The sequence below is a fragment of the Pseudoalteromonas sp. P1-13-1a genome (assembly GCF_001401875.1).
GTDB lineage: Bacteria > Pseudomonadota > Gammaproteobacteria > Enterobacterales > Alteromonadaceae > Pseudoalteromonas.
In genome coordinates, this window is record NZ_LKDV01000015.1 from 23,542 (window position 1) to 45,290 (window position 21,749).

Here is a 21,749-nt window from a genome sequence, read left to right on the forward strand (position 1 = left end):
TGACAAATTATCACACGCTAATAATTACTCGTATCGCAAGGGCAATAAATACGACTCCCAGTATTTTATCAAGCCACGGACTTTGCTTGGTAAAACCAAAACGATTTTTTGAAACCTCTGTCAGTAACGCGACCAGCAAATACCAGCCGGTATCAATTACAAACACGGTTAAACACATAATTATACCCACGTTTAAAGTAAGTAGCTGAGGGTCTATAAATTGCGAGAACAAGGCTAAAAAGAAAATAGCGAGCTTGGGGTTTAAAAACGCAATAGCAAAGCCATCTTGTAAAGCTTGGCCAGCACTTACTTCACTTTTTTGTACTTCAAGTTCGTTATTGCTGGGTTTTGCTAGCAATATTTTTATACCTAAATATGCCAAATAGGCTGCGCCTAAATAGACCAGTATTTGATAAACAGTCGGAAACTGCATCATTAAAGCGCCTAGCCCTAATAACGATGCACCTGCGTATAACCCAACACCTGTACCATGGCTGAGCGCGGCAAGCATTCCGTTTTTCATACTGCCGTTAAGTGAGTGCTTTAAAACCACCGCTAAACTTGGCCCTGGCGACATTGCGCCCATCATACAAATAGCCGCTAGGCTTAACCATACTGTAAATGTCATTTAAAACTCTTCATTTTCAATAAGTAATGTATAACCGTGCACTTGGCCATAAAAACCCACTAATGGCACTGCGTTTATTACTTTCCAGCCATCTTGGTTTAATTCCTGTATGCGGTCATTCAGTGCGGCTATATCTACGCCACCCAAAAAACGGGTCTTTCTAAATTCGATTACTTTTTGCATTTTAATCCTTGTGTATCTTATACCAATTCGCTATTTAGTTGTTCTAAATGAGAATTTTTTAACGCAGGTAGCGACACGTTTAAGCCCGCAAAATGATTAAATAATATTGCGGATTGGTATTATAAGGTGTATTCAAAATCGTAGTGGTGAATCCCTTGCTCAATACGTATTTTCATACTGCCCGTTAACCCTTCTAGCTCATGAGTGCCTGAGTCGGGAATGACATTTAAAATTAGGCTGTCTTGACCTTTATCCATTGTACCAAAATGCTGTAGTACAAAGCTGCCTTTTTTATCTTCAAGCTCGCCTATTACTTGCTCTATGGCAACATAACCAGCACTGCCCTGCGTAGGAGTCATGGCGCTTAGCATTTCGCCTTGGCTGGTGGCATTTAAGCTACCTTTAAATGTTTTATCTATCGACATACGCCCTAAATTAACGCCGTTTTGGCCGCTTGCGTAGCCTTCTATAGGGGCTAGGTTTACATTAAATTCTCCACTTACGGTTGCAGTAGTCATAACGTTTCCTTATTGATGCTAATGTTTAAAAGTATTGATTTTTATTATCTTAGTGCCATATCTATACCTTAACCTTTAAAAAGAATCCACTATGTCAAAAACAAGCCCTAAGCCCGAAAAAGCCGCTTTTAGTAGTTTATTACCTATTTTTGCGTTTATTAAACCGTATAAATGGATTGTAGTGGCGGCACTTGGCGCCCTTTTAGTCACTGCTGGCGTTAACTTATCATTAGGGCAAGGCGTTAAATTTGTCATAGATCATGGTTTTATTGCAGGCTCCCAAGCCCAGTTACAACACGCTGTATTAGTGCTTATTGGTTTAATTAGTTTATTAGCCCTGGGCACCTTTAGCCGCTTTTATTTAATGTCGTGGATTGGCGAACGTGTTAGTAACGATATTCGCAAAGCGGTGTTTAATCGCATTGTTACCTTGCACCCAAGCTACTTTGAAGAAAACCGCAGTGGCGAGCTGATGTCGCGTTTAACAACCGACACCACCTTGCTGCAATCGATTATTGGCTCATCGTTTTCTATGGCACTGCGTAGCGCATTAATGTTGGTGGGCGGCTTAGTAATGCTGTTAGTGACTAACTTAAAGCTGACGCTCGTAGTTGTTGCTTGTGTGCCGCTGGTATTAGTGCCGATGATGGTATTTGGCAAAAAGGTTCGCAAACTTGCAAGTTCTAGCCAAGATGCAATAGCCGACATAAGCACCTATGCCGGCGAGATCATTCAAAATATTAAGGTAGTACAAAGCTATAGCCACGAACAGCGTGAGCAACAAGCCTTTGCACTTGAAACAGAAAAAGCCTTTAGCGTTGCCAAAAGTCGTATTAAACAGCGTTCTTTTTTAATTGCTGCGGTCATATTTTTAACCTTTAGTGCGATTAGCGTAATGCTCTGGGTGGGCGGTAGTGACGTACTGGCGGGCACTATGACCGGGGGTGAACTGGGTGCGTTTGTGTTTTATGCTATAATGGTGGCTATGTCGGTGGCAACCGTTGCAGAGGTTTACGGCGAGCTTCAACGAGCTGCTGGGGCGGCAGCGCGCCTACTTGAATTACTGGCCGTTAATAGTGAAATTAAAAATCCAGAAAACCCGCAAGACGCTCAACTACAAAATAATGCAGGTTTGCCTGCAATCTCGCTTGAAAATATTAGCTTTAATTATCCGTCTCGCCCTGATGTCAGTGCACTTAACAAAATAAGCTTAAGCATTTCGCAAGGTCAAACAGTGGCTATTGTTGGCCCCTCTGGCGCTGGTAAAACAACTTTATTTGAGCTACTTCAGCGCTTTTACGACCCAGCTCATGGCGCGATTAAATTTCATGACGTAAATATTAAAGACATATCGCTTACCACCCTGAGGAACAAAATGGGCACGGTGGCGCAAAACCCTATTTTATTTAGCTCAGATGTAATGCATAACATTCGTTACGGCAACCCAAACGCCACTGACGAGCAAGTTTATGCCGCCGCAAAACATGCCCACGCTGATGAATTTATTAAACAATTACCACAAGGTTATAACAGCTTTTTAGGTGAGCAAGGCGTAAGGCTATCGGGTGGACAAAAGCAGCGTATTGTATTGGCACGCGCTATTTTAAAAGACCCAGAAATACTGCTTTTAGATGAAGCAACCAGTGCACTCGATGCGCAAAGTGAGCACCACGTACAAGCCGCGCTTGAGCACTTAATGCAAAATCGCACAACGTTAATTATTGCCCATAGGCTGGCAACGGTTAAACATGCCGATGTGATTGTAGTTATGGAAAATGGGGAAATAAAAGCAACGGGGAGCCACCAGCAATTGCTAGCGAGCTCCCCTTTGTATCAGCGTCTTTGTGAATTGCAGTTCAACAAACACTAACCTTCTGTGTTTGGCACTATTTGAATTTCTACACGGCGGTTTTGAGCTCGGCCGTTGGCGCTATCGTTAGTGGCTATTGGGCGGGTTTCGCCGTAGCCTGTAGTGCTAATACGTGCAGCCATAATTTGCTGGTTCACTAAGTAATTTTTAACGCTTTGCGCACGCTCACGCGATAGGTTCATGTTGTAGCTATCTTTACCTGTGCTATCTGTGTGACCTTCTACGCTTAAGTAGGTTTTTTCGTACTTGTTCATTACTTTAGCAATAGCGTTTAGAGTATCGTTAAAACCTGATGAAATATAAGATTGGTCTGTCGCAAAGGTAATGTTAGATGGCATAACTAAACGTAAGTTATCGCCTTCACGTACAACTTCCACACCAGAGCCTGCTAGTTCATCACGAAACGCTTCTTCTTGCTTATCCATGTAATCACCTACAGCAGCACCGGCTAGTGCTCCAATAGCTGCACCAATAAAGATACGCTTGTCTTTATGATTACCCGTTGCTTTACCTAATACGCCACCTGCGGCGGCACCAATTGCGGCACCCTTGCCTGTGTTGTTCATTTCGCAACCACTTAGCAATACAGCTACTACGGTTACGCTTAAAAGTGATTTAGTTAAAGTCATGTGATGTCCTATTCATTAAGAATTATAAAGCGAGTATGCAAATACATGTATGAACAAACTATGAAGAGCATGTTAAAAGCAGTTCGCTTTATACCAATCCACTTAATTAAGTGGATTGGTATTATTTGTAGATTACGAATTAATGTATGCAATTAATAAAAGTGTCATACTCCTTTGTGACAATTTAATGAACCTTAAGGAGGATATGAGCTCAATGTTAGTCGCTATTTTTAGACAGTTTTTTTTACTTGGCTGCATGAGTTTTGGTGGCCCTGCCGCACATTTAGGCTATTTTAAACGCCACTTTGTAGATACATTAAATTGGTTAACCGATACTCGCTATGCCCAATTAATTAGTTTAAGCCAAGCATTGCCAGGGCCAGGCTCTAGCCAAGTTGGGTTTGCTATAGGCGTAGAACGAGCAGGCCTATTAGGGGGTATTACCGCATTTATTGCATTCACCCTCCCTTCTTTTTTAATCATGTTATTACTAGCTGTAAGTGCACATCAATTTGACGCTGTTTATTTTGCGGTTATTGCGGGATTAAAGTTATTTGCAGTGGTTATTGTGGCCGATGCCACGTTGGGCATGGCTAAAAGTTTTTGTACTAATTATGTTTTAAAGCTATTAGCATTACTAAGCACATTGGTGCTAATACTTATGCCTATGCTGAGCACACAAATAGCTATTTTAGTTATTGCAGCCACCGTTGGCGCTATTTGGCCTATGCTCAAACTTGCTCAATCAAGTACCCCTAGTAGTAATAAAAGTAAGGTAAATTGGATTGCTTTAAGCATATTTGTACTCTTACTAGCTGTTAGCTTTATACCTTTAGGTCAAAATACCAATGTGTTTGCTGCTTTTTATCAGGCCGGTGCAATGGTGTTTGGTGGCGGACACGTTGTATTGCCAATACTACAAGCGGGCTTACCCACACTAAGCGACGATCAATTTTTAAGTGCATATGCCAGTGCTCAAGCAATTCCAGGCCCCATGTTTACAATAGCCACTTACCTAGGCGCGCAACTCACTACAGAGCAGCCATTAATAGGGGCCATAGTTGCAACCCTACTTATTTTTACACCGGGCTTTTTATTAATGCTGGCGTTTCAAAAAAGCTGGTTAAATTTGGCTAACAAACCTCGCTTTGCAAGCTCTATTGCGGCGCTTAACGCAGCCGTAGTGGGCTTTTTAGCGGCGGCGTTGTACTCACCTATTTGGACATCGGCCGTCCACAATCTATGGCAGGTTGCACTGGTTATTGCCGCTTTTGCATGGCTAAGAATGAAAAAGCCACCGATTTGGTGGCTATTAGCTTTATTTATTAGTGTGGGCCTTACTCAGTACTATTTGCCATTACTTTAAAAGTTGGCTTGTCGGTTTGCTGTGCATTAGGAGGGCTTAGTTGCCCGCTAACACTTTGATACGCTCTTAGGCCAAATACAGGCAACACTGCCAATAAGTGATCCATAATTTCGGCTTGTAAATGCTCGTAAGATATCCAGCGTTTATCTTCACTAAAGCAGTAAAACTCAATCGGCAAGCCATGGTTCATTGGTTGTAGCTCACGCACCATAAGCGTAAGTGAGGTATTTATTTTATTATGCTGCTTTAAATAGCCCTCGGCGTAGCGGCGAAACAAGCCTAAGTTAGAGACCGGATCAGGCAACGAGGCAACACGTATATATTCGTGCAGTGGTATTGCTGCATCTATTTGTTTTCTAAATTCATCACTCACTAAACAAATGCTATGCATGTCTATATTAAGCGAGCGCTTAATGCGTCGGCCACCAGACTCTTGCATTCCGCGCCAGTTTTTGAACGAGCCCGCTACCAACATATAAGTAGGAATAGTGGTAATGGTGTTATCCCAGTTACGCACTTTTACGGTGTTTAGGCCTAAATCTATTACTTCACCGTCGGCACCGTAGTTTTCTACTTGAATCCAATCACCGTAAGTAACTAATCGGTTTGCCGCAATTTGGATACTGGCTACAAAACCTAAAATAGTGTCTTTAAATACTAATAAAGTAACGGCGGCTATGGCACCAAAACCAGAGAGAATATAAGTAGGTGATTTTTCAAGCACTATGCTTACAATTAATATTGCACACACAATAAAAGTAATAAGCTTAACAACCTGCAATAGCCCCTGTATTGGCACTTCACGAGCAAAATCTAGCTGGTTATAAATGGCCCCAGCAATACTTACAATGCTGCTAAAAATAAAGCCTACATAAATAATTAATATACCTTGACCAATGGTTTTTAGTATTTCTGCACTGAGTTCATTAACAGGGTAAACACTATCGAAGGTTGCTAAAAAAAGCACGCTACATAACATACCTGCTATGCGCTTATTCAATTTGGTGAGCAGCGGCGAAAGTAAGCCTATACGTTCAGGAGATAACTTAGTCACCACTTTTTGAATGCCCGGCAGCATTAATCGGCGAGTAAATAAATACACCACCAGCAAAGAAAGCACACCAATAGAGGCTGCAGTAATTGCACTTAAAAAATCTGCGTCGGGTACTTTTTCAAACCAAGGAGCAATTAACTCCTGCAGGTGGGTATTGGTCATAGTGTTTCTACTTCCTTACTAATGTGTGGCTCAGGTAAATCGTGTTGAGCATAAATACTGGTAAGTTGCGCGTCTTTAGCAACCCATAGCTCATTAACGTACTTTTGAAAACTGCTTCTAAATGCTTTGTCGTGTTGGTAACTACCTAACATCTGCTGGTTAATAGCCAACACATCAATAGAAACATAAATCGAATCAAGCTCGCCCTTTAAAATATTGCGACAAACATGGCTTGTGCTGCCGCTGTACACCACACTGGTATTTAACATGGCATCAAATTGCTCGCCTAGTACCTCAAGAGCGAAAGCAATACCACCTGCTTTGGGCTTTAATAAGTACTTAAACGGGCTTTGCTGTTGTGCATGTTTAGCAGGTGTGTAGCGGGTGCCCTCTACAAAATTGATAATGGTGGTGGGGTTATCTCTAAAGTTACGGCAACTGTGTTTGGTGCGCTCAACGTCTAACCCTTTTAATTTGGGGTTTTTAGCCAGCTGGGCTTTAGTAACGCGCTTCATAAAAGGCATACCCATAGCCCATGCGCCAGAGCCAATGAATGGTACGTACTTTAATTCATCTTTTAAAAAAAACTTTGGAGCTGGTAATACATTAATTGAACTAAGCACTACAATATCTAACCAGCTCATATGATTACAAATTAGTAAGTACCAACTTTGCGAGTTTACATCGCCGTTAATATTGATGTTTATATTAGCGCAGCCAAGCCATAAACCAAGCCTATTGCCATTACACCAGCCTCGGTACAGGCTGTGCAGCATAGCGTTAATTATAGATAAAGGCAGTAAAAGCTTTATTAGACCTAGTAGTAAAACTAAGGAGCCAAAAATAATTAAATTTGAAAAAAACACGCAGCCTACAATTAAGCCATTGAGCCAATTTGGTAACCACTTTTTTAGCATAATTGTAAGCCCATTTTGTTGCCTTATTATTTATGGTTTTGTTCGAGCTGCTGAATTGTTTGCTCTTTTTCTTCCCATAAACGGTTTAGTTCGCTTTGAAAGCCCACTCTAAACTCAGAGTCGCCAGTGTAATCACCAATCAACTCCTCGCTTACAGGGCGAATGTCTACATGCACATTAATTTGCTTCACTTTGCCACCGGCAAAGTCCATAAACGTAGGTATGCCATCGGGGTAATGGATTGTTACATTCACCACTTTAGAGATTTGCTCACCCATGGCTTGCATTACAAATGCAATCCCACCTGCTTTTGGTTTTAATAAATGTGGAAAAGGGCTGTTTTGACGTGCGTGTTTTTGCGTAGTAAAACGTGTACCTTCTACAAAGTTAACAATGCTTACTGGCATTTCTTTAAATTTTTCGCAGGCTTTACGGGTGGTTTCTATGTCCTTACCACGTAGCTTTGGGTTCTTTTTTAGCTGTGCTTTACTGGTACGGGTCATAAATGGAAAGTCGAGCGCCCACCAGCACACACCTAAAATTGGCACGTAAATAAGCTCTTTTTTTAAAAAAAAGTTTAAAAAAGGTATTTTTCGATTAAATACACGCTGCAGCACTAATATATCTACCCAGCTTTGATGATTAGCAATTACTAAGTACCAGTCTTTTAATTTGGTTTCTTCAAGTCCAGTCACATTAATTTTAGTTGGCGTGAATAAGCGTTGGTTAATGCTATTAACCGACACCCAAATAGTGGCACACTGCTTAGCAACCCAGCTTAAAAACTTTTGCATAGGTTTGATAGGGATTAATTTTAATAGCCCACAAATAAAAATAGGTAAAAACCAAATAAGTGTGTTTATTGTGTAAAGTAAAATACTAAATACACTACGAATTACTGACATTTATTTCTATTCCTTTAAACAATGCGCAGCAAACAACCGCGCTTTTAACACTGAGTATGTAAAGTTAATCTTCAAAGTAAGTATAACCTTCAAGGCCGGCATTTAGTTCAGCTAAATAGCCTGCTTTACACTGCTCAGACACTGCTAGCTTGTTGACCAATAGTTCAAAGTTTTGTGCCAAAATGGCGCTATCATAGTCAACAAACTTTAATACATCCTTAACGCTATCACCTTTTATAGCATTGGTTAACACATAGCCCTCATCGTTTAGCTCTACATGTACTGAATCTGTGTCGCCAAATAGGTTATGTAGGTCACCTAAAATTTCTTGGTAGGCCCCTACCATAAACATAGCTATATGGTATTGCTCACCGTGTTGGTATTCAGGTATAGGTAAACTGGTCTCTATGCCTGCACCCTCTACGTACTCACGGATTTGTCCGTCAGAATCACAGGTAATATCTTGAATAATCGCACGCTGTGTAAGTGGCTTATCTAGGTTTTCGATTGGCATAACCGGGAACAACTGCTCAATGCCCCATACATCAGGTAACGACTGAAACAGTGAAAAGTTAACAAATAGTTTGTCGGCTAACTTTTCGTGTAAATCGTCAAGTACCTCGCGGTGCGCACGCGCGTTATCGCTAAGTGATGCTCGCACTCGGTGCAAAATAGTAAAATATAACTGCTCTATTTTCGCCCACTCTAGCATGCTTACTAATCCATGCACGTATTGGTCATGGGCTTCGCTAAATAAGTGCATTGCATCGTGGTAAATCTCTAGCGCCATACGCGGGTTTAAACGCTGTAAACACTGCCACATTTCATCAAGTACTAACGCGCTATTTTGAAGTGGCGGCTCAGGGTTTGCATGATTGGGCGCTTTTTCTACGTCTATCACATCGGTAATTAACACCGCGTGGTGCGCTGTTAAAGCACGCCCTGATTCGGTAATAATGGCAGGGTGCGTTAAACTATGCTGATCGCACACCTCAGCAAAAGCGTTAACCACATTACGTGCGTATTCTTCAACGGTATAGTTCATCGAGCACGCACTACGTGAGCCTGAGCCTTCGTAATCTACGCCTAAGCCACCGCCTACATCAACGGTATTGAGCGGTACACCTAGCTGAGTAAGTTCAGCAAAGTGGCGTGCACATTCGCGCAGGGCGCGGTGTATGTCGCGTATATTGGCAATTTGGGAGCCAATATGAAAATGCACCATTTGCATTAAATGCAATTTATTATGCTTTTTAAGCACCTCAACAGCACTAAGCACTTGCCCTGCGGTTAAACCAAATTTACCTTTTTCGCCCCCGGTATTTTGCCATTTTCCTTTACCCACCGAGTTTAAGCGAATGCGTATACCAATGGCTGGCTCTATGCCAAGGTTATCTATTTCCTCAAGTAAAGTAGTGAGTTCTGATAATTTTTCGACTACTATTTTAACACTGTGCCCCATAGCTTGACCAATACAAGCTAAACGTAAAAATTCACTGTCCTTATAGCCATTGCACACAATAGTAATGGGTTTATCAGCTATGCCTAAAATTGCCATTAGCTCGGGTTTTGAGCCAGCCTCAAGGCCAACTAAACCACTTGGGTGCGCCAATAGCTTGCTTACCACAGAGCGCTGCTGATTAACCTTTATTGGGTATACACACGTATACTTGCCTTTGTACTCGCGGTTGCTTTGAGCAAGCGTAAATGCATTAGTGAGCGTATCTACGCGGTTTTTTAAAATATCGGTAAAGCGAACTAATACCGGTAAGGTTAAACCTTGCTGCTTAAATTGTTCTGTGAGCTGCGTTAAAGAAATCGCATTTTTAGATTGGTCGCCATCTGGGTAAGCAACCAGCTCGCCTTGTGCGTTAATATCAAAATAGCCATCGCTCCAATGAGCAACATTATATGTAGCGCGTGCTGTTTCTAAACCCCAACTCATGGCAACTCTTCTTTAATCAATTAGCTATAAAGGCGCATTTTAATACGTCACTATCCCCTACGCTAACAAAAATTGAACTTTAACTCGATACTGGCTAACTTTATTGGCTAAGCAGTTAAAATTTCATTGAGCATAACGCAAAGCGCTGGCAAAATTGCCCCCTTTTCATACTCAACTTAAAAAGTGTAAAAGCAACTATGGCAAATTTAGATCAAAGTAAGTGGTTTACAGAAATTAGCGACCGTGATGGTAGCGCATTTTCATTGCGTATTAACAAAAAGTTGGATGAAAAACAGTCTCCTTTTCAAAAGGTAGAAATGTTCGAAACCACAGACTTTGGTAATTTAATGATCATCGATGGTTGCACCATGGTTAGCACTCGTGAAAACTTTTTTTATCATGAGATGATCAGCCACCCTGCACTTTTAGCGCACCCAAATCCTAAAAACGTGGTCATTATTGGCGGTGGCGATTGCGGTACATTACGTGAAGTTTTAAAACACCCAGGTGTAGAAACCGTAACGCAAATAGATATAGACGAAGTAGTAACGCAAATGTCGTTAAAATACTTCCCAGAGCTTTGTGCGTCTAACAACGATACACGCGCAACCGTTATGTTTGGTGATGGCATTAAATACATGCGCGAAGCTGCGAGCGAGTCTATTGATGTTGTTATTGTTGATGGCACAGACCCAGTAGGCCCAGGCGAGGGGTTATTTAACCACGCGTTTTACACGAGCTGCTTAAATGCACTTCGCCCGGGCGGTATTTTAGTGCAGCAAAGCGAATCACCATTAATGCATATGCCACTATTAGTAGAAATGCGTGAGGCTATGTTAAGTGTAGGCTTTAACGATTTACAAACACTGCCATTTCCACAGCCAATTTACCCAAGCGGTTTATGGTCGGTAACGCTTGCTCGTAAATCACAAGCATTTTATGGCTTTAGAGAAGCCGATGCAGAGCAAGTTGCACAGCAAAGCGAATACTACAACAGCGGTATTCATCATGGCGCACTTGCTACACCAAACTTTATGAAACGCGCATTTGATAAAAAATAAACACTAAGGGAGCCTATAAAGCTCCCTTTTTTAACATCTATTTTTTAAAAGCGCCTTAGTTAAAAGCGCCATTGTGCGTTAGCCATAAGTTGCTGCTGCGATATTCGCTGAGCAAACCCACTACCCGGCCTATTTTGTACAAAGCTATGCAGCGCTGAACCCTCAACACCTATTTGTACCGTATCGGTTAATTGGTAACGCCACGTAGCTGTTAAGCCTTCGCCGTGGCTGGCGTTAGGGTCAAACGCGGTGGTGTCATCGTCATCTACTTTAAAATAGTCATACCTAAGCGATAACCTATGCTTACCCGCCTTATGACTAAGCATTAAATAATGGCTAAAAAAACGGTTATAAATAAGCTTATTAGCGCCCATTTCAGTTTTACCATCGAGTAGCTGGGCAATAAAACGGGTTTTTCCTGTCAATTTATATAACCACGCTAAGCTGCTAAAACGAGTATGCCAAGCGTATTGACCGGTTGTGCGATTAAAAATGCTCGGATCGGCGTTATTATCGTAATAATAAAACCTAAACTGCGAGCGCTTTAAATAATCCCAATGCACACCGGCGTAATAGCCAAAACGACCATCAACTTCTTCAAAAGGCAGTACTTGGTTAGCTTGCCAGCGTAATTCGTCGCTATTTAATGCCGCAATAGGTGCAAATTGTACACTTTCATTAAAGGTTGTTTGCCTATCGTGCAATGCAAATCCGCGCCACGAAAGTAACGTCCCTGTTGGGTCGTTTCCTTTGTAAATAGCAGCGCTCACACTAAAGCTGTGCTTAGAATTAAAACGTTTTCCGGGGCGCTTAATACTAAGCTCACCACCGACAGTGCGAAGTTCTTCGCCTATCCAGCTATTAATGGCCGAGTTTGTATAGTTATAGGGTGAAGTCCAGCCTATATCGGGGTTTTCTAGCGACATACTAGGATAAAACCCACCGAGCTTTACATGCCATTTATAACGGCTGTTTACTAACGGCTGATACTGTAAATACGCTTGGCTTAAACCTAAAGTAGTTTTCGGCTCTTGATTGGCATTAACAACGGCATGTGCGCGCCAAGCACTACTTAATTCGGCCTTAAAGTCTATAATTCCTTGCGATAACAAAATGCTATCACTGCTATCCCCATGGCGATATAAACCAATACCGCCATCTTGAAAGCTTTGTGTATCATCGCTTGCAACCGCACGTACCTGAATAAGCCCATTAACTTGCGAAAAAGCCGGTAGGCTCATAAAAAGTAAACTAAGTATTACTGTATTTTTGCGCTTAATAGTCATCGAATTCATCCGTAGCAAAGTCTATTTGCTCGGCTATGGCCTGCTTTACGGTGTAGTGTATAGGTGACTCGCTCACATTAACGCTGTGGGTTTCTACGTTGCTTATATCGCTAAAGCCAGAATGCCATACGCTCATGCTGTATTGCCCATTAGGGGCAGTTAAATTAACCACACCGTTGTCGTCGGTAATTGCAAAAACGGTGCTATCAACCACCACAATATAGCCTAGCATCCAGTCATGAATATTACAGCCAAGTTCAACCACCCCTGTTTGATCAAACGTTATGGGCGCTTTAGGTTGCTCTTTGTAAAGTTTCAACTCAAAGGTTTTAGCTTTAGAAAACGAATAAACATGGTGCATAATAGAGTCGGCATTAGGAAACTCTACCTTTGCATTTTGCGGAACCACTAACGTATGCGGCGTAAACTCGCGGTTTTTTTGGCTCATTGCATAGGTTTTACTTGCTTGGTTACTAGCTTCAATGGGCGCTCCGCTTAGCCACACTACCGCATTTGCTAAAGGCTGATTATTGGCATTTTTTATAGTTATTGTTGTTGCAGCTACGCAAGTACTCATACTTAGCAGTAATATACTGAGTAAGGGTTTTATCATGGGGCTAATCGCTATTATCAATTTGTTTACATTATAGACCGATTAAACCGTTAAATTCTTTCTATTTTTTAAAACATTGAATACGTATGTAGACAGTCGTATTAACAACTCAGTGCCATTATCCTTAAAGGTCACCACCGACTCATCAAAGGACACACAATGAGAACATCCGCACTTTTACTACTGGCGTTTGCTGGCAATAGCTTTGCACAAACCGCTGTAGTTGAATCACCTAATTCACAAATAAAAGTGACTATTTCAGATGAAAATAGCACACCCAGCTACGCTATTAGCTTTAAAAACAAACCCGCTATAAACGCATCGCGCCTGGGTTTTGAATTTAAAACCCAAGCGGCATTTAGCGATGGTTTTAAAATTACCCATGTTAAGCAGCAAAGCGTAAATACCCAGTGGCAACAACCTTGGGGCGAGCGACAAACGGTTACTGATAAACACAACGAAGTTGCGGTTACGTTTACAAAAAACGAGCCTAATGGGGCAGCCTACACAGTGCGCTTTAGAGCTTTTGATAGTGGCGTTGGGTTTAGATACGAAGTGCCAAAACAGGCAGGCTTTGAGCAAACACACATTACCAAAGAGCTCACCGAGTTTGCCATTAACAATAACAACAATGCCACCGCCTGGTGGATACCCGCCCGCGGTTGGAACCGATACGAATACGTTTACAACACGACCGCATTAAATGACGTCCCCCTTGCGCATACGCCGTTCACCTTAAAAACCAATGACGGTACCCATATAAGCATTCATGAAGCAGCCTTAGTTGATTACGCAGGTATGGTGCTTAATCAGCGCCGCCCAGGCACTTTTAATGCCGATTTAACACCGTGGTCAGACGGCATTGCTGTTAAAAAGCAAGGGGCGTTTAATACCCCTTGGCGCACCATTCAAATTGCCGACAGCGCGGTTGGCTTAGTCAATTCAGACATAATATTAAATTTAAACGAGCCTAATAAACTCGGTGATGTATCGTGGGTAAAACCTGGTAAATACGTGGGTATTTGGTGGGGCATGCATATAAACACGCAAACCTGGGGCAGCGGCGAAAAGCACGGTGCCACCACACAAACCACCAAATACTACATGGACTTTGCCGCAGAATATGGCTTTGATGGCGTACTAGTAGAAGGCTGGAACATAGGTTGGGACGGTGACTGGTTTTTTAATGGCGATGTATTTAGTTTTACACAACCCTACGACGACTTTGATATAGCGGCCCTTACTCAATATGGCAAACAAAAAGGCGTGCAGTTAATTGGCCACCACGAAACATCGGGTAATGTAAGTAACTATCGCGACCAAATGGACGAGGCCTTTGCCCTTTACGAAAAATCAAATGTAAGCCAAGTTAAAACGGGTTATGTGGCCGACGGCGGTAATATAAAGCGCATAGACGAAAACGGCATTGCCCGTCATGAGTGGCACGATGGCCAATTTATGGTTAACGAGTACCTGTACAACGTAAAGCTGGCTGCTAAACATAAAATTAGTATTAACACCCACGAGCCAATAAAAGACACCGGCCTGCGTCGTACCTACCCAAATTGGATTGCCCGCGAAGGGGCACGCGGCCAAGAGTTTAATGCATGGGGCACGCCACCTAACCCACCAGAGCATATTCCTATGCTGGCGTTTACCCGTATGCTGGCAGGGCCTATGGACTTTACCCCAGGTATTTTTGATATGAGTTTTAATGGCTTAGGCGATAATACAAACCGCCCGCAAACAACGCTTGCCAAGCAGCTTGCACTGTATGTAGTGCTATATAGTCCGATTCAAATGGCCGCCGACTTACCTAAAAACTATTTAGCTAAGCCTGATGCATTTCAATTTATTCAAGACGTACCCACCGATTGGCAGCAAAGCATTGCGCTTGATGGCGAAGTGGGCGATTTTATTGTATTTGCCCGTAAAGAGCGCAAACGCGATAAATACTCAGGAAACGACTGGTATTTAGGCGCCGTAACCGATGAAAAAGCCCGTACTATTGAGGTAAAACTCGACTTTTTAGAAAAGGGTAAAAAGTTTGAAGCGCAGATATACCAAGACGGTAAAAACGCTGAATGGAAAAACAATCCGTACGATTTAGATATCGAAAAGCGCATAGTTAGCGCAAACGACAAGCTAACGTTAAAACTAGCAACAAGTGGTGGTACAGCAATCCGCTTTAAAGCACTTTAAGTTTTAACGCTATTAAAGTTATTAAAATAGCCAACTCTGCACAGCTTACTGTGCAGAGTTTTGTATTTTTATCGGTAAATAAATTTGTGCACTTAGGCCACCCTCTGGGCGGTTTTCAAGCTTAACTTTACCATCGTGCATATCAATAATACGCTTAATAATGGCAAGGCCTAAACCACTACCTTCGCTGCCACGCGCTGCATCTCCTTGCTTAAAGGGCTCGAACACCGATTCAAGTTCGCTTTCTGGAATGCCTGGCCCGTTATCGTTTACCGCTATCACAACGTATTTTTTGTTTGAATTAAAGTAGCTTAAAACTTCTATGTCGCCGTCAGAATAACGCAGCGCATTTTCAATCATGTTAGTAATTACACGTTTAATAGCCACACTGCTTAACGGAACAAGTCCCACGCTAGGGTTACCTTTAAAGGTAATAACACGCTGATGTTTAAGCTCACAATTAACCACTTCAGACACGAGTGCGTTTATATCTTCGCAAACAAGCTCATCTGTTTTGTGGTGGCGTAAATACTCAATAAATTGATCGATAATGCCGTTCATATCTTCAATATCGTATATGATGCCCTCGCGAAGGTAGTCATCCTCATCGCTCATCATTTCGGTTGCAAGACGAATACGAGTTAGCGGGGTACGTAAATCATGAGAAACACCAGCCATGAGTAAACGGCGGTCGTTTTCAAGAGCGGCAATGCCACGCGACATCTGGTTAAATGCACGGGTCACTTCGATTACTTCACTGGAGCCCTCTTCTTCAAGCTTAGAGCTAAAATCGCCCTTACCTACTTTCATAGCAGCTTGCTGCAACGCCTTTAATGGCCGGTTCAAGTGCCTCGCAAATAGCCAGCCGCCTAATACACTTAAAAAACCAATACTTGATAAGTAAAAGGTTAAAAATTCGAGATTGTTTTCTTGATACCCGCTAAGCGGTACTTTTACCCAATACCCCGGCGCTTGCGGCGCTTCTACCCAATAAATCAGTGGGTCGGTTTGGCTAATGCGCACCCGCGCCGAGCCATTTAATTGCTCAGACATACTACGCGACAGCATCGAGTACTCTCGGGTTTGACCAAGCCCTTGGCGCATTGCCTCGCGCTGCGTCATCACTTCTATACCAGTAATTTCAAAAAATTTTTCAGATACTTCGTCGTTTATTTCTACGCCATCTTCCCAGTCTATAAACACCGTTTTAATTTGCTTTGCAAGCATAAGGTTTACTTGCTCTATGGTCGGTTTTACAACGTAAAAGCTTACCGTAACATAGGACACTATTTGGTTAATTAGCAGTAAAGCGGCCACTAAAAATACAGTTTGTCCAAACGCACTTCGCGGAAAAAATCCCATATAAACTACTTTTCACCGTCAGGAACAAACACATAACCTAAACCCCAAACCGTTTGAATATAGCGCGGGTTGGCGGCATCTACTTCAATCATGCGGCGAAGTCGCGAAACCTGCACGTCTATACTGCGCTCAAGGGCGCTGTAATCCCGCCCTCGAGCAAGGTTCATTAGTTTATCACGGCTCAGTGGCTCGCGCGGGTGCGATACAAGGGCTTTAAGCACGGCAAATTCTCCGCTGGTGAGCGAAATGGTTTTATCGCCTTCACTCATTTCACGGGTGGCTAAGTTAAGTGTAAATTGGCCAAACACAATAAGGTTTTCTTCTGCTGCGGGTGCGCCCGGCACTTCTTTAGCACGGCGACGTAAAATAGCTTTAATGCGAGCCAGTAATTCGCGCGGATTAAACGGTTTAGGGATGTAGTCATCTGCGCCTAGCTCCAAACCAATAATACGGTCGACCTCATCGCCTTTTGCTGTCAGCATCACAATAGGAATTTCGTTTTCTTTTTGGCGTAGCCGGCGGCAAATTGATAAGCCATCTTCGCCTGGTAGCATTAAATCAAGCACCATTAAGTGAAAGTTTTCTCGCTCAATGAGTCTATCCATTTGCTCTGAGTTTGCGGCGGTTCTAACAATAAACCCCTGCTCTACTAAATAACGCTCTAGTAAGCTGCGCAGGCGCATATCGTCATCAACAACTAATACTTTTGTGGTTTCGTGTCCCATTGTTTGTTTCTTATTTTTATCTCCAATTAATAGTTAATATAAATGAAAAACTTAATAATCAAAATCTAATTGCGCGCTTAGATTGTTACTGAACATTTCAAAGCTTAATTTTAATAAATTTTACACTCGACAAATTTTAGCAAGTTTAATAACGTGCACAGCATTAGAGTTAATGAATAAAAGCCGATGAAAACAAATTTAATAACCCGCGAAGGTTACATACAATTACAGCAAGAGCACGACCATTTATGGAACGTTAAACGCCCTGAAGTCACTAAAATAGTAAGTTGGGCGGCAAGCCTTGGCGATCGCTCAGAAAACGCAGATTATCAATACAATAAGCGCTTACTGCGCCAAATTGATCGCCGCGTTCGGTATTTGCGAAAACGCCTACCCGATTTAAAAATTATTGATTACTCACCGCAGCAAGACGGTAAAGTATTTTTTGGTGCATGGGTAGAAATAGAAAACGAACAAGGCGAGATAAAAAAATTTAGAATTGTGGGGCCTGATGAAATATACGACCGCAAAGACTACATATCAATTGACTCACCTATGGCGCGCGCCCTAATAAAAAAACAAGTAGATGATGATTTTGAGGTACCTACACCACAAGGTAAAAAAGAATGGTATGTAAATAGTATTGAATATCAAAAATAATCCCCCATAACATTATTAATAGGGAATAACATTGATTCAGATCAGCTAAATTTTTTATTGTGTAATATATCTCATTAGGATATATATTAAGTTCGCAGGTTTATTTTTAACCTGATTTTTAAGGTAATGGCTATGTCAAACTTAGTACAGCGCATATGTAGTAATGCCGTATTGTTTGCACTTTTAATGAGTGTGAGTTTGACGCTGCACGCCAATACCACCGAAGTAAGTATAGATAACGCCAGTGTATCTAATCATTTTATCGCTTGTGAATTTCCTGACCAAGCCCCCCCCGACATTGACTTAGATTCTCATGTTAATGCATTTGCTATTAGGTTGTTTCAACCGCTACCTAATGTAGTTTCATCTTTTTACCAAAGTACAAACCTAAACCGTCCTTTTAGTACGGCATATCAACGTGGTCCACCTAGCTATTTAATTTAATTCACAATTTTACTTTTTGATTAAATTTTATAACGAATAAGGTGACTACCATGTCTAACTTTAAAGAATTGCGTACCCAAAATATTTCTAATGCTGTTATTGCAAGCACGTTTGAAGAGCAACAAGCCGCTATTGATTTAACGTCTCCGGCATTAACCGTAATCAATAACTTTACCCAAAAAACGCCTATTCGCGCTCCATACGACACAACAATTAACGATGCGCTTAAACAGGTGTTAGCAGAGCATTCTGACTATGTATTGGTAACTGATGAGGCGCAAAAATTAATTGGTATTGTTTCAAGTGCCGACTTACAAAGCGCTAAAATTACAGCCATTGCACAGCGGTTAAATACCACTCGCAATGAAGTGAGCCTTCGCTACATTATGACACCTATTAGCCAACTTAGTGGTGTAAGTATGCAAAGCCTAAGCTATGCAAGTATTGGCGATGCACTGCAAACAATGGAACATCAAGGCAGTATGTTTTTATTAGCAACAACCACTAATAACGAAATATGCGGTTTAATTTCGGCGCGTCAAATAGCTAAAACGTTACATATTCCGGTACATATTACCCCTATTGCTCACACGTTTAGTGATGTTTTAGAAAGTGTAGAGCACCCTCACTAAAGCGCGCTTTTTCACTTTGTCAGCTCAGCCAAGCCAACCATCTTAAAGCAAGCAAAATTGCTTGCTTTAAGAGCTTTTTATTACAACCTGCTGTGATATTATTCAACTAATAAATACCTACCAAACTCATTAAATAGCAACTTTAATAAGCTGGGTATAACAGTACCAGAGGGATTTTCTGGTTTTATTTTTTGTATTAAAAGGTTTATGCATGAGCGATATCTCTGCACGTTTAGCCACTGAGCTAAATGCACAACAGCAACAAGTTGTTGCTGCTACAAAATTACTTGATGAGGGCGCAACGGTTCCTTTTATTGCGCGTTACCGTAAAGAAATTACCGGTGGATTAGACGACACGCAATTACGCCTTTTAGAGCAACGTTTGTCGTATTTACGCGAGCTTGAAGAGCGCCGCAGCTTTATTTTATCAACCATCGAATCACAAAATAAATTAACGCCAGCGCTAAGTGCCGATATTACCAGCGCGCAAAGCAAAACTGAGCTTGAAGATTTATACCTTCCTTATAAAGCGAAGCGCCGTACCAAAGGTCAAATAGCTATTGAAGCAGGCCTTGAGCCACTTGCCGATGCGCTATTTAACGATGCAAACTTAGACCCTGAGCAACACGCACAGCAGTATATTAATGCCGACCAAGGTATTACAGATACCAAAGCAGCCCTTGATGGTGCTAAATTTATTTTAATGGAACGCTTTGCAGAAGATGCTAAGTTATTAGCAAAATTTAGAAGCCACATTAGCCAACACGGCGCCATACAAAGCACACTTATTGACGGTCAAGAGCAAGCGGGTAGCAAATACCGCGACTACTTTGATCATCAAGAACCTCTTAAAAAGGTCCCTTCGCACCGTGCACTTGCTATGTTACGCGCACGAAACGAGGGTATTTTACAGCTAAGTGTTAACCCAGAACCAAGCAGCGAAAATGCAGCCCAGCTATGCGCACAAATGATTGCTGATCACTACCGCTTAGACGTGAAATATAAAGCAGCTAGCGCATGGTTGTTAAGCGTTGTGCAATGGGCTTGGAAAATAAAGCTTGGCCTACACTTAGAAAATGAATTTTTAGCAGCCATGCGAGAAAAAGCCGAAACCGGCGCTATAGATGTATTTGCTAAAAACTTAAAAGACTTACTTATGGCCGCGCCTGCTGGGCCACGAACCACGCTTGGCCTCGATCCTGGGTTACGTACTGGCTGTAAAATTGCCGTAGTTGATGGCACAGGTAAATTGCTTACAACGCAAACTATTTTCCCCCACGCGCCACAAAATCACTGGGAAAAATCGTTGCGTACATTAGAGCAATTATGTCGCCAGCATAAAGTAGAGCTTATTGCGATTGGTAACGGAACCGCATCACGCGAGTCTGACAAGCTAGTAGGCGAACTTATTAAGGCTAATGCTGAGCTTAAATTAAATAAAATTATGGTAAGCGAAGCCGGTGCATCTGTTTATTCTGCGTCTGAATTTGCAGCGAATGAATTTCCTGATTTAGATGTGTCTTTACGTGGCGCGGTATCTATTGCGCGTCGCCTGCAAGATCCACTTGCCGAGCTTGTTAAAATTGAGCCAAAATCAATTGGTGTAGGCCAATACCAGCACGATGTATCGCAAAGCCAATTGGGTCAAACACTGACCGCAGTGGTAGAAGACTGTGTAAACTCTGTGGGTGTTGATTTAAATATGGCGTCGGTGCCGCTCCTTACTCGCGTGTCGGGGTTAAATAAAACCTTAGCGCAAAATATAGTAAATTACCGCGACACTAACGGCACGTTTACTAAACGTAGCGAACTTAAAAAAGTTGAGCGTTTAGGACCAAAAGCGTTTGAGCAAGCTGCAGGCTTTTTGCGAATTAATAACGGGAAAGATCCACTTGATAACTCATCTGTTCACCCTGAGGCTTATCCTGTTGTTAAACTTATTTGTGAGCGTAACAACCTTGATGTAAATAGCTTAATTGGCAACAGCGAGTTTTTAAATAAACTGGTTGCTAATGACTACACCGACGAGAAGTTTGGCTTACCTACTGTAACCGACATCATTAAAGAGCTAGATAAACCTGGGCGCGATCCTCGTCCTGAGTTTAAAACTGCTGAATTTAAAGCCGGCGTAGAAAAAATCACAGACTTAAAACCTGGAATGATTTTGGAAGGTGTGGTTTCTAATGTAGCTAACTTTGGTGCGTTTGTTGATGTAGGTGTACACCAAGATGGTCTAGTGCATATTTCGGCAATTACTAATAAGTTTATCTCTGATCCTCGCGAAGTAGTAAAAGCCGGTGACATTGTAAAAGTAAAAGTGGTTGAGGTAGATGCCCCACGTAAGCGTATTAGCTTTACTATGCGCTTAGATGATGAAATAGACACAAGCAATAAACCCGCTGCTGCGCCGCAAAAGCAACGCAGTAACCAAGGCCAGCAACCGCGTGCAGCAAAACCAAAGCGCGATAACGGTAACGCCATGATGGGTAATGCCTTTGCCGATGCATTTGCTAATGCAAAAGTAAAAAAATAATACCAATCCGTATAATTAAGTGATTTATTTTAGGGTGGATAAACATGTTGATAG

20 protein-coding genes are annotated in these 21,749 nt (G+C 42.0%); 8 read left to right on the forward strand and 12 right to left on the reverse strand.

Annotated elements, in window-relative coordinates; all coding sequences use genetic code 11:
- Nucleotides 1-10: 10 nt before the first annotated feature.
- The 3 genes from AN391_RS10960 to AN391_RS10970 form a co-directional block, all read right to left on the reverse strand.
- Nucleotides 11-628: a LysE family translocator gene (locus AN391_RS10960; RefSeq protein WP_055015430.1), complete on the reverse strand. Its 618-nt coding sequence runs from the start codon at nt 626-628 to the stop codon at nt 11-13.
- Complete coding sequence (locus AN391_RS10965) at nt 629-811, reverse strand: hypothetical protein (protein WP_055015431.1); 183 nt, start codon at nt 809-811, stop codon at nt 629-631.
- A gap of 119 nt (nt 812-930) precedes the next feature.
- Nucleotides 931-1,329 (reverse strand): DUF3224 domain-containing protein, encoded by a 399-nt coding sequence (locus AN391_RS10970; RefSeq protein ID WP_055015432.1) that lies wholly within the window; start codon nt 1,327-1,329, stop codon nt 931-933.
- A 91-nt stretch (nt 1,330-1,420) separates the two neighbouring features.
- On the opposite strand from AN391_RS10970, the gene AN391_RS10975 reads away from it, so the two are divergent.
- A complete protein-coding gene (locus AN391_RS10975) occupies nt 1,421-3,199 on the forward strand; it encodes an ABC transporter transmembrane domain-containing protein (protein WP_055015433.1) in 1,779 nt (592 codons plus the stop codon).
- Here the strand turns inward: AN391_RS10975 and AN391_RS10980 are convergent.
- Nucleotides 3,196-3,828 (reverse strand): OmpA family protein, encoded by a 633-nt coding sequence (locus AN391_RS10980; RefSeq protein WP_004587548.1) that lies wholly within the window; start codon nt 3,826-3,828, stop codon nt 3,196-3,198. The two genes, AN391_RS10975 and AN391_RS10980, sit on opposite strands and share 4 nt — an antisense overlap.
- A 214-nt stretch (nt 3,829-4,042) precedes the next feature.
- Here AN391_RS10980 and chrA point away from each other — a divergent pair, with 214 nt between their 5' ends.
- Complete coding sequence (chrA, locus tag AN391_RS10985) at nt 4,043-5,194, forward strand: chromate efflux transporter (RefSeq protein WP_055015506.1); 1,152 nt, start codon at nt 4,043-4,045, stop codon at nt 5,192-5,194.
- On the opposite strand, the gene AN391_RS10990 is transcribed toward chrA, so the two are convergent.
- From AN391_RS10990 to speA, 4 genes are all read right to left on the reverse strand, one after another.
- On the reverse strand, nt 5,166-6,410 hold the full coding sequence (locus AN391_RS10990; protein WP_055015434.1) for a mechanosensitive ion channel family protein: 1,245 nt from the start codon (nt 6,408-6,410) through the stop codon (nt 5,166-5,168). The genes chrA and AN391_RS10990 overlap by 29 nt on opposite strands.
- Nucleotides 6,407-7,327 carry an acetyltransferase gene (locus tag AN391_RS10995; RefSeq protein WP_055015435.1) on the reverse strand — a complete coding sequence of 307 codons (921 nt, stop codon included), beginning with the start codon at nt 7,325-7,327 and terminating at the stop codon, nt 6,407-6,409. Before AN391_RS10995 ends, AN391_RS10990 begins: the two co-directional genes overlap by 4 nt.
- 26 nt (nt 7,328-7,353) lie before the next feature.
- Complete coding sequence (locus AN391_RS11000) at nt 7,354-8,232, reverse strand: acyltransferase (RefSeq protein ID WP_055015436.1); 879 nt, start codon at nt 8,230-8,232, stop codon at nt 7,354-7,356.
- A gap of 64 nt (nt 8,233-8,296) precedes the next feature.
- Nucleotides 8,297-10,177: a biosynthetic arginine decarboxylase gene (gene speA / locus AN391_RS11005; protein WP_055015437.1), complete on the reverse strand. Its 1,881-nt coding sequence runs from the start codon at nt 10,175-10,177 to the stop codon at nt 8,297-8,299.
- Between the two features lie 197 nt (nt 10,178-10,374).
- On the opposite strand from speA, the gene speE reads away from it, so the two are divergent.
- On the forward strand, nt 10,375-11,238 hold the full coding sequence (speE, locus tag AN391_RS11010) for a polyamine aminopropyltransferase (protein ID WP_055015438.1): 864 nt from the start codon (nt 10,375-10,377) through the stop codon (nt 11,236-11,238).
- A 59-nt stretch (nt 11,239-11,297) separates the two neighbouring features.
- Here speE and AN391_RS11015 read toward each other — a convergent pair whose 3' ends face one another.
- Both AN391_RS11015 and AN391_RS11020 read right to left on the reverse strand, forming a co-directional pair.
- The gene (locus AN391_RS11015) at nt 11,298-12,524 is read right to left on the reverse strand and encodes a hypothetical protein (RefSeq protein WP_055015439.1); all 1,227 of its coding nucleotides are present in this window, start codon (nt 12,522-12,524) and stop codon (nt 11,298-11,300) included.
- The gene (locus AN391_RS11020) at nt 12,514-13,137 is read right to left on the reverse strand and encodes a methylamine utilization protein (RefSeq protein WP_055015440.1); all 624 of its coding nucleotides are present in this window, start codon (nt 13,135-13,137) and stop codon (nt 12,514-12,516) included. The genes AN391_RS11015 and AN391_RS11020 overlap by 11 nt, the downstream gene beginning before the upstream one ends.
- A 159-nt stretch (nt 13,138-13,296) precedes the next feature.
- On the opposite strand from AN391_RS11020, the gene AN391_RS11025 reads away from it, so the two are divergent.
- Entirely contained in the window at nt 13,297-15,339 is a 2,043-nt protein-coding gene (locus AN391_RS11025; protein ID WP_055015441.1) for a glycoside hydrolase family 97 protein, read from the forward strand.
- Nucleotides 15,340-15,384: 45 nt separating this feature from the next.
- Here AN391_RS11025 and envZ read toward each other — a convergent pair whose 3' ends face one another.
- Nucleotides 15,385-16,701: a two-component system sensor histidine kinase EnvZ gene (envZ, locus tag AN391_RS11030; protein ID WP_055015442.1), complete on the reverse strand. Its 1,317-nt coding sequence runs from the start codon at nt 16,699-16,701 to the stop codon at nt 15,385-15,387.
- A gap of 5 nt (nt 16,702-16,706) precedes the next feature.
- Complete coding sequence (ompR, locus tag AN391_RS11035; RefSeq protein WP_055015443.1) at nt 16,707-17,426, reverse strand: two-component system response regulator OmpR; 720 nt, start codon at nt 17,424-17,426, stop codon at nt 16,707-16,709.
- A 186-nt stretch (nt 17,427-17,612) separates the two neighbouring features.
- On the opposite strand from ompR, the gene greB reads away from it, so the two are divergent.
- From greB to AN391_RS11055, 4 genes are all read left to right on the forward strand, one after another.
- Nucleotides 17,613-18,086, forward strand: coding sequence for a transcription elongation factor GreB (gene greB, locus AN391_RS11040; protein WP_055015444.1), 474 nt, complete (start codon nt 17,613-17,615; stop codon nt 18,084-18,086).
- A gap of 132 nt (nt 18,087-18,218) precedes the next feature.
- A complete protein-coding gene (locus tag AN391_RS11045) occupies nt 18,219-18,530 on the forward strand; it encodes a hypothetical protein (RefSeq protein WP_055015445.1) in 312 nt (103 codons plus the stop codon).
- 50 nt (nt 18,531-18,580) lie between these two features.
- Nucleotides 18,581-19,162 (forward strand): CBS domain-containing protein, encoded by a 582-nt coding sequence (locus AN391_RS11050; protein WP_055015446.1) that lies wholly within the window; start codon nt 18,581-18,583, stop codon nt 19,160-19,162.
- 211 nt (nt 19,163-19,373) lie between these two features.
- The gene (locus tag AN391_RS11055) at nt 19,374-21,695 is read left to right on the forward strand and encodes a Tex family protein (RefSeq protein WP_055015447.1); all 2,322 of its coding nucleotides are present in this window, start codon (nt 19,374-19,376) and stop codon (nt 21,693-21,695) included.
- Nucleotides 21,696-21,749 lie beyond the last annotated feature (54 nt).

Coding starts and splice junctions, on each gene's coding strand:
- AN391_RS10960 (WP_055015430.1), bottom strand. CDS start 628: ATGACATTTACAGTATGGTTAAGCCTAGCGGCTATTTGTATGATGGGC.
- AN391_RS10965 (WP_055015431.1), bottom strand. CDS start 811: ATGCAAAAAGTAATCGAATTTAGAAAGACCCGTTTTTTGGGTGGCGTA.
- AN391_RS10970 (WP_055015432.1), bottom strand. CDS start 1,329: ATGACTACTGCAACCGTAAGTGGAGAATTTAATGTAAACCTAGCCCCT.
- AN391_RS10975 (WP_055015433.1), top strand. CDS start 1,421: ATGTCAAAAACAAGCCCTAAGCCCGAAAAAGCCGCTTTTAGTAGTTTA.
- AN391_RS10980 (WP_004587548.1), bottom strand. CDS start 3,828: ATGACTTTAACTAAATCACTTTTAAGCGTAACCGTAGTAGCTGTATTG.
- chrA (WP_055015506.1), top strand. CDS start 4,043: ATGTTAGTCGCTATTTTTAGACAGTTTTTTTTACTTGGCTGCATGAGT.
- AN391_RS10990 (WP_055015434.1), bottom strand. CDS start 6,410: ATGACCAATACCCACCTGCAGGAGTTAATTGCTCCTTGGTTTGAAAAA.
- AN391_RS10995 (WP_055015435.1), bottom strand. CDS start 7,327: ATGCTAAAAAAGTGGTTACCAAATTGGCTCAATGGCTTAATTGTAGGC.
- AN391_RS11000 (WP_055015436.1), bottom strand. CDS start 8,232: ATGTCAGTAATTCGTAGTGTATTTAGTATTTTACTTTACACAATAAAC.
- speA (WP_055015437.1), bottom strand. CDS start 10,177: ATGAGTTGGGGTTTAGAAACAGCACGCGCTACATATAATGTTGCTCAT.
- speE (WP_055015438.1), top strand. CDS start 10,375: ATGGCAAATTTAGATCAAAGTAAGTGGTTTACAGAAATTAGCGACCGT.
- AN391_RS11015 (WP_055015439.1), bottom strand. CDS start 12,524: ATGACTATTAAGCGCAAAAATACAGTAATACTTAGTTTACTTTTTATG.
- AN391_RS11020 (WP_055015440.1), bottom strand. CDS start 13,137: ATGATAAAACCCTTACTCAGTATATTACTGCTAAGTATGAGTACTTGC.
- AN391_RS11025 (WP_055015441.1), top strand. CDS start 13,297: ATGAGAACATCCGCACTTTTACTACTGGCGTTTGCTGGCAATAGCTTT.
- envZ (WP_055015442.1), bottom strand. CDS start 16,701: ATGGGATTTTTTCCGCGAAGTGCGTTTGGACAAACTGTATTTTTAGTG.
- ompR (WP_055015443.1), bottom strand. CDS start 17,426: ATGGGACACGAAACCACAAAAGTATTAGTTGTTGATGACGATATGCGC.
- greB (WP_055015444.1), top strand. CDS start 17,613: ATGAAAACAAATTTAATAACCCGCGAAGGTTACATACAATTACAGCAA.
- AN391_RS11045 (WP_055015445.1), top strand. CDS start 18,219: ATGTCAAACTTAGTACAGCGCATATGTAGTAATGCCGTATTGTTTGCA.
- AN391_RS11050 (WP_055015446.1), top strand. CDS start 18,581: ATGTCTAACTTTAAAGAATTGCGTACCCAAAATATTTCTAATGCTGTT.
- AN391_RS11055 (WP_055015447.1), top strand. CDS start 19,374: ATGAGCGATATCTCTGCACGTTTAGCCACTGAGCTAAATGCACAACAG.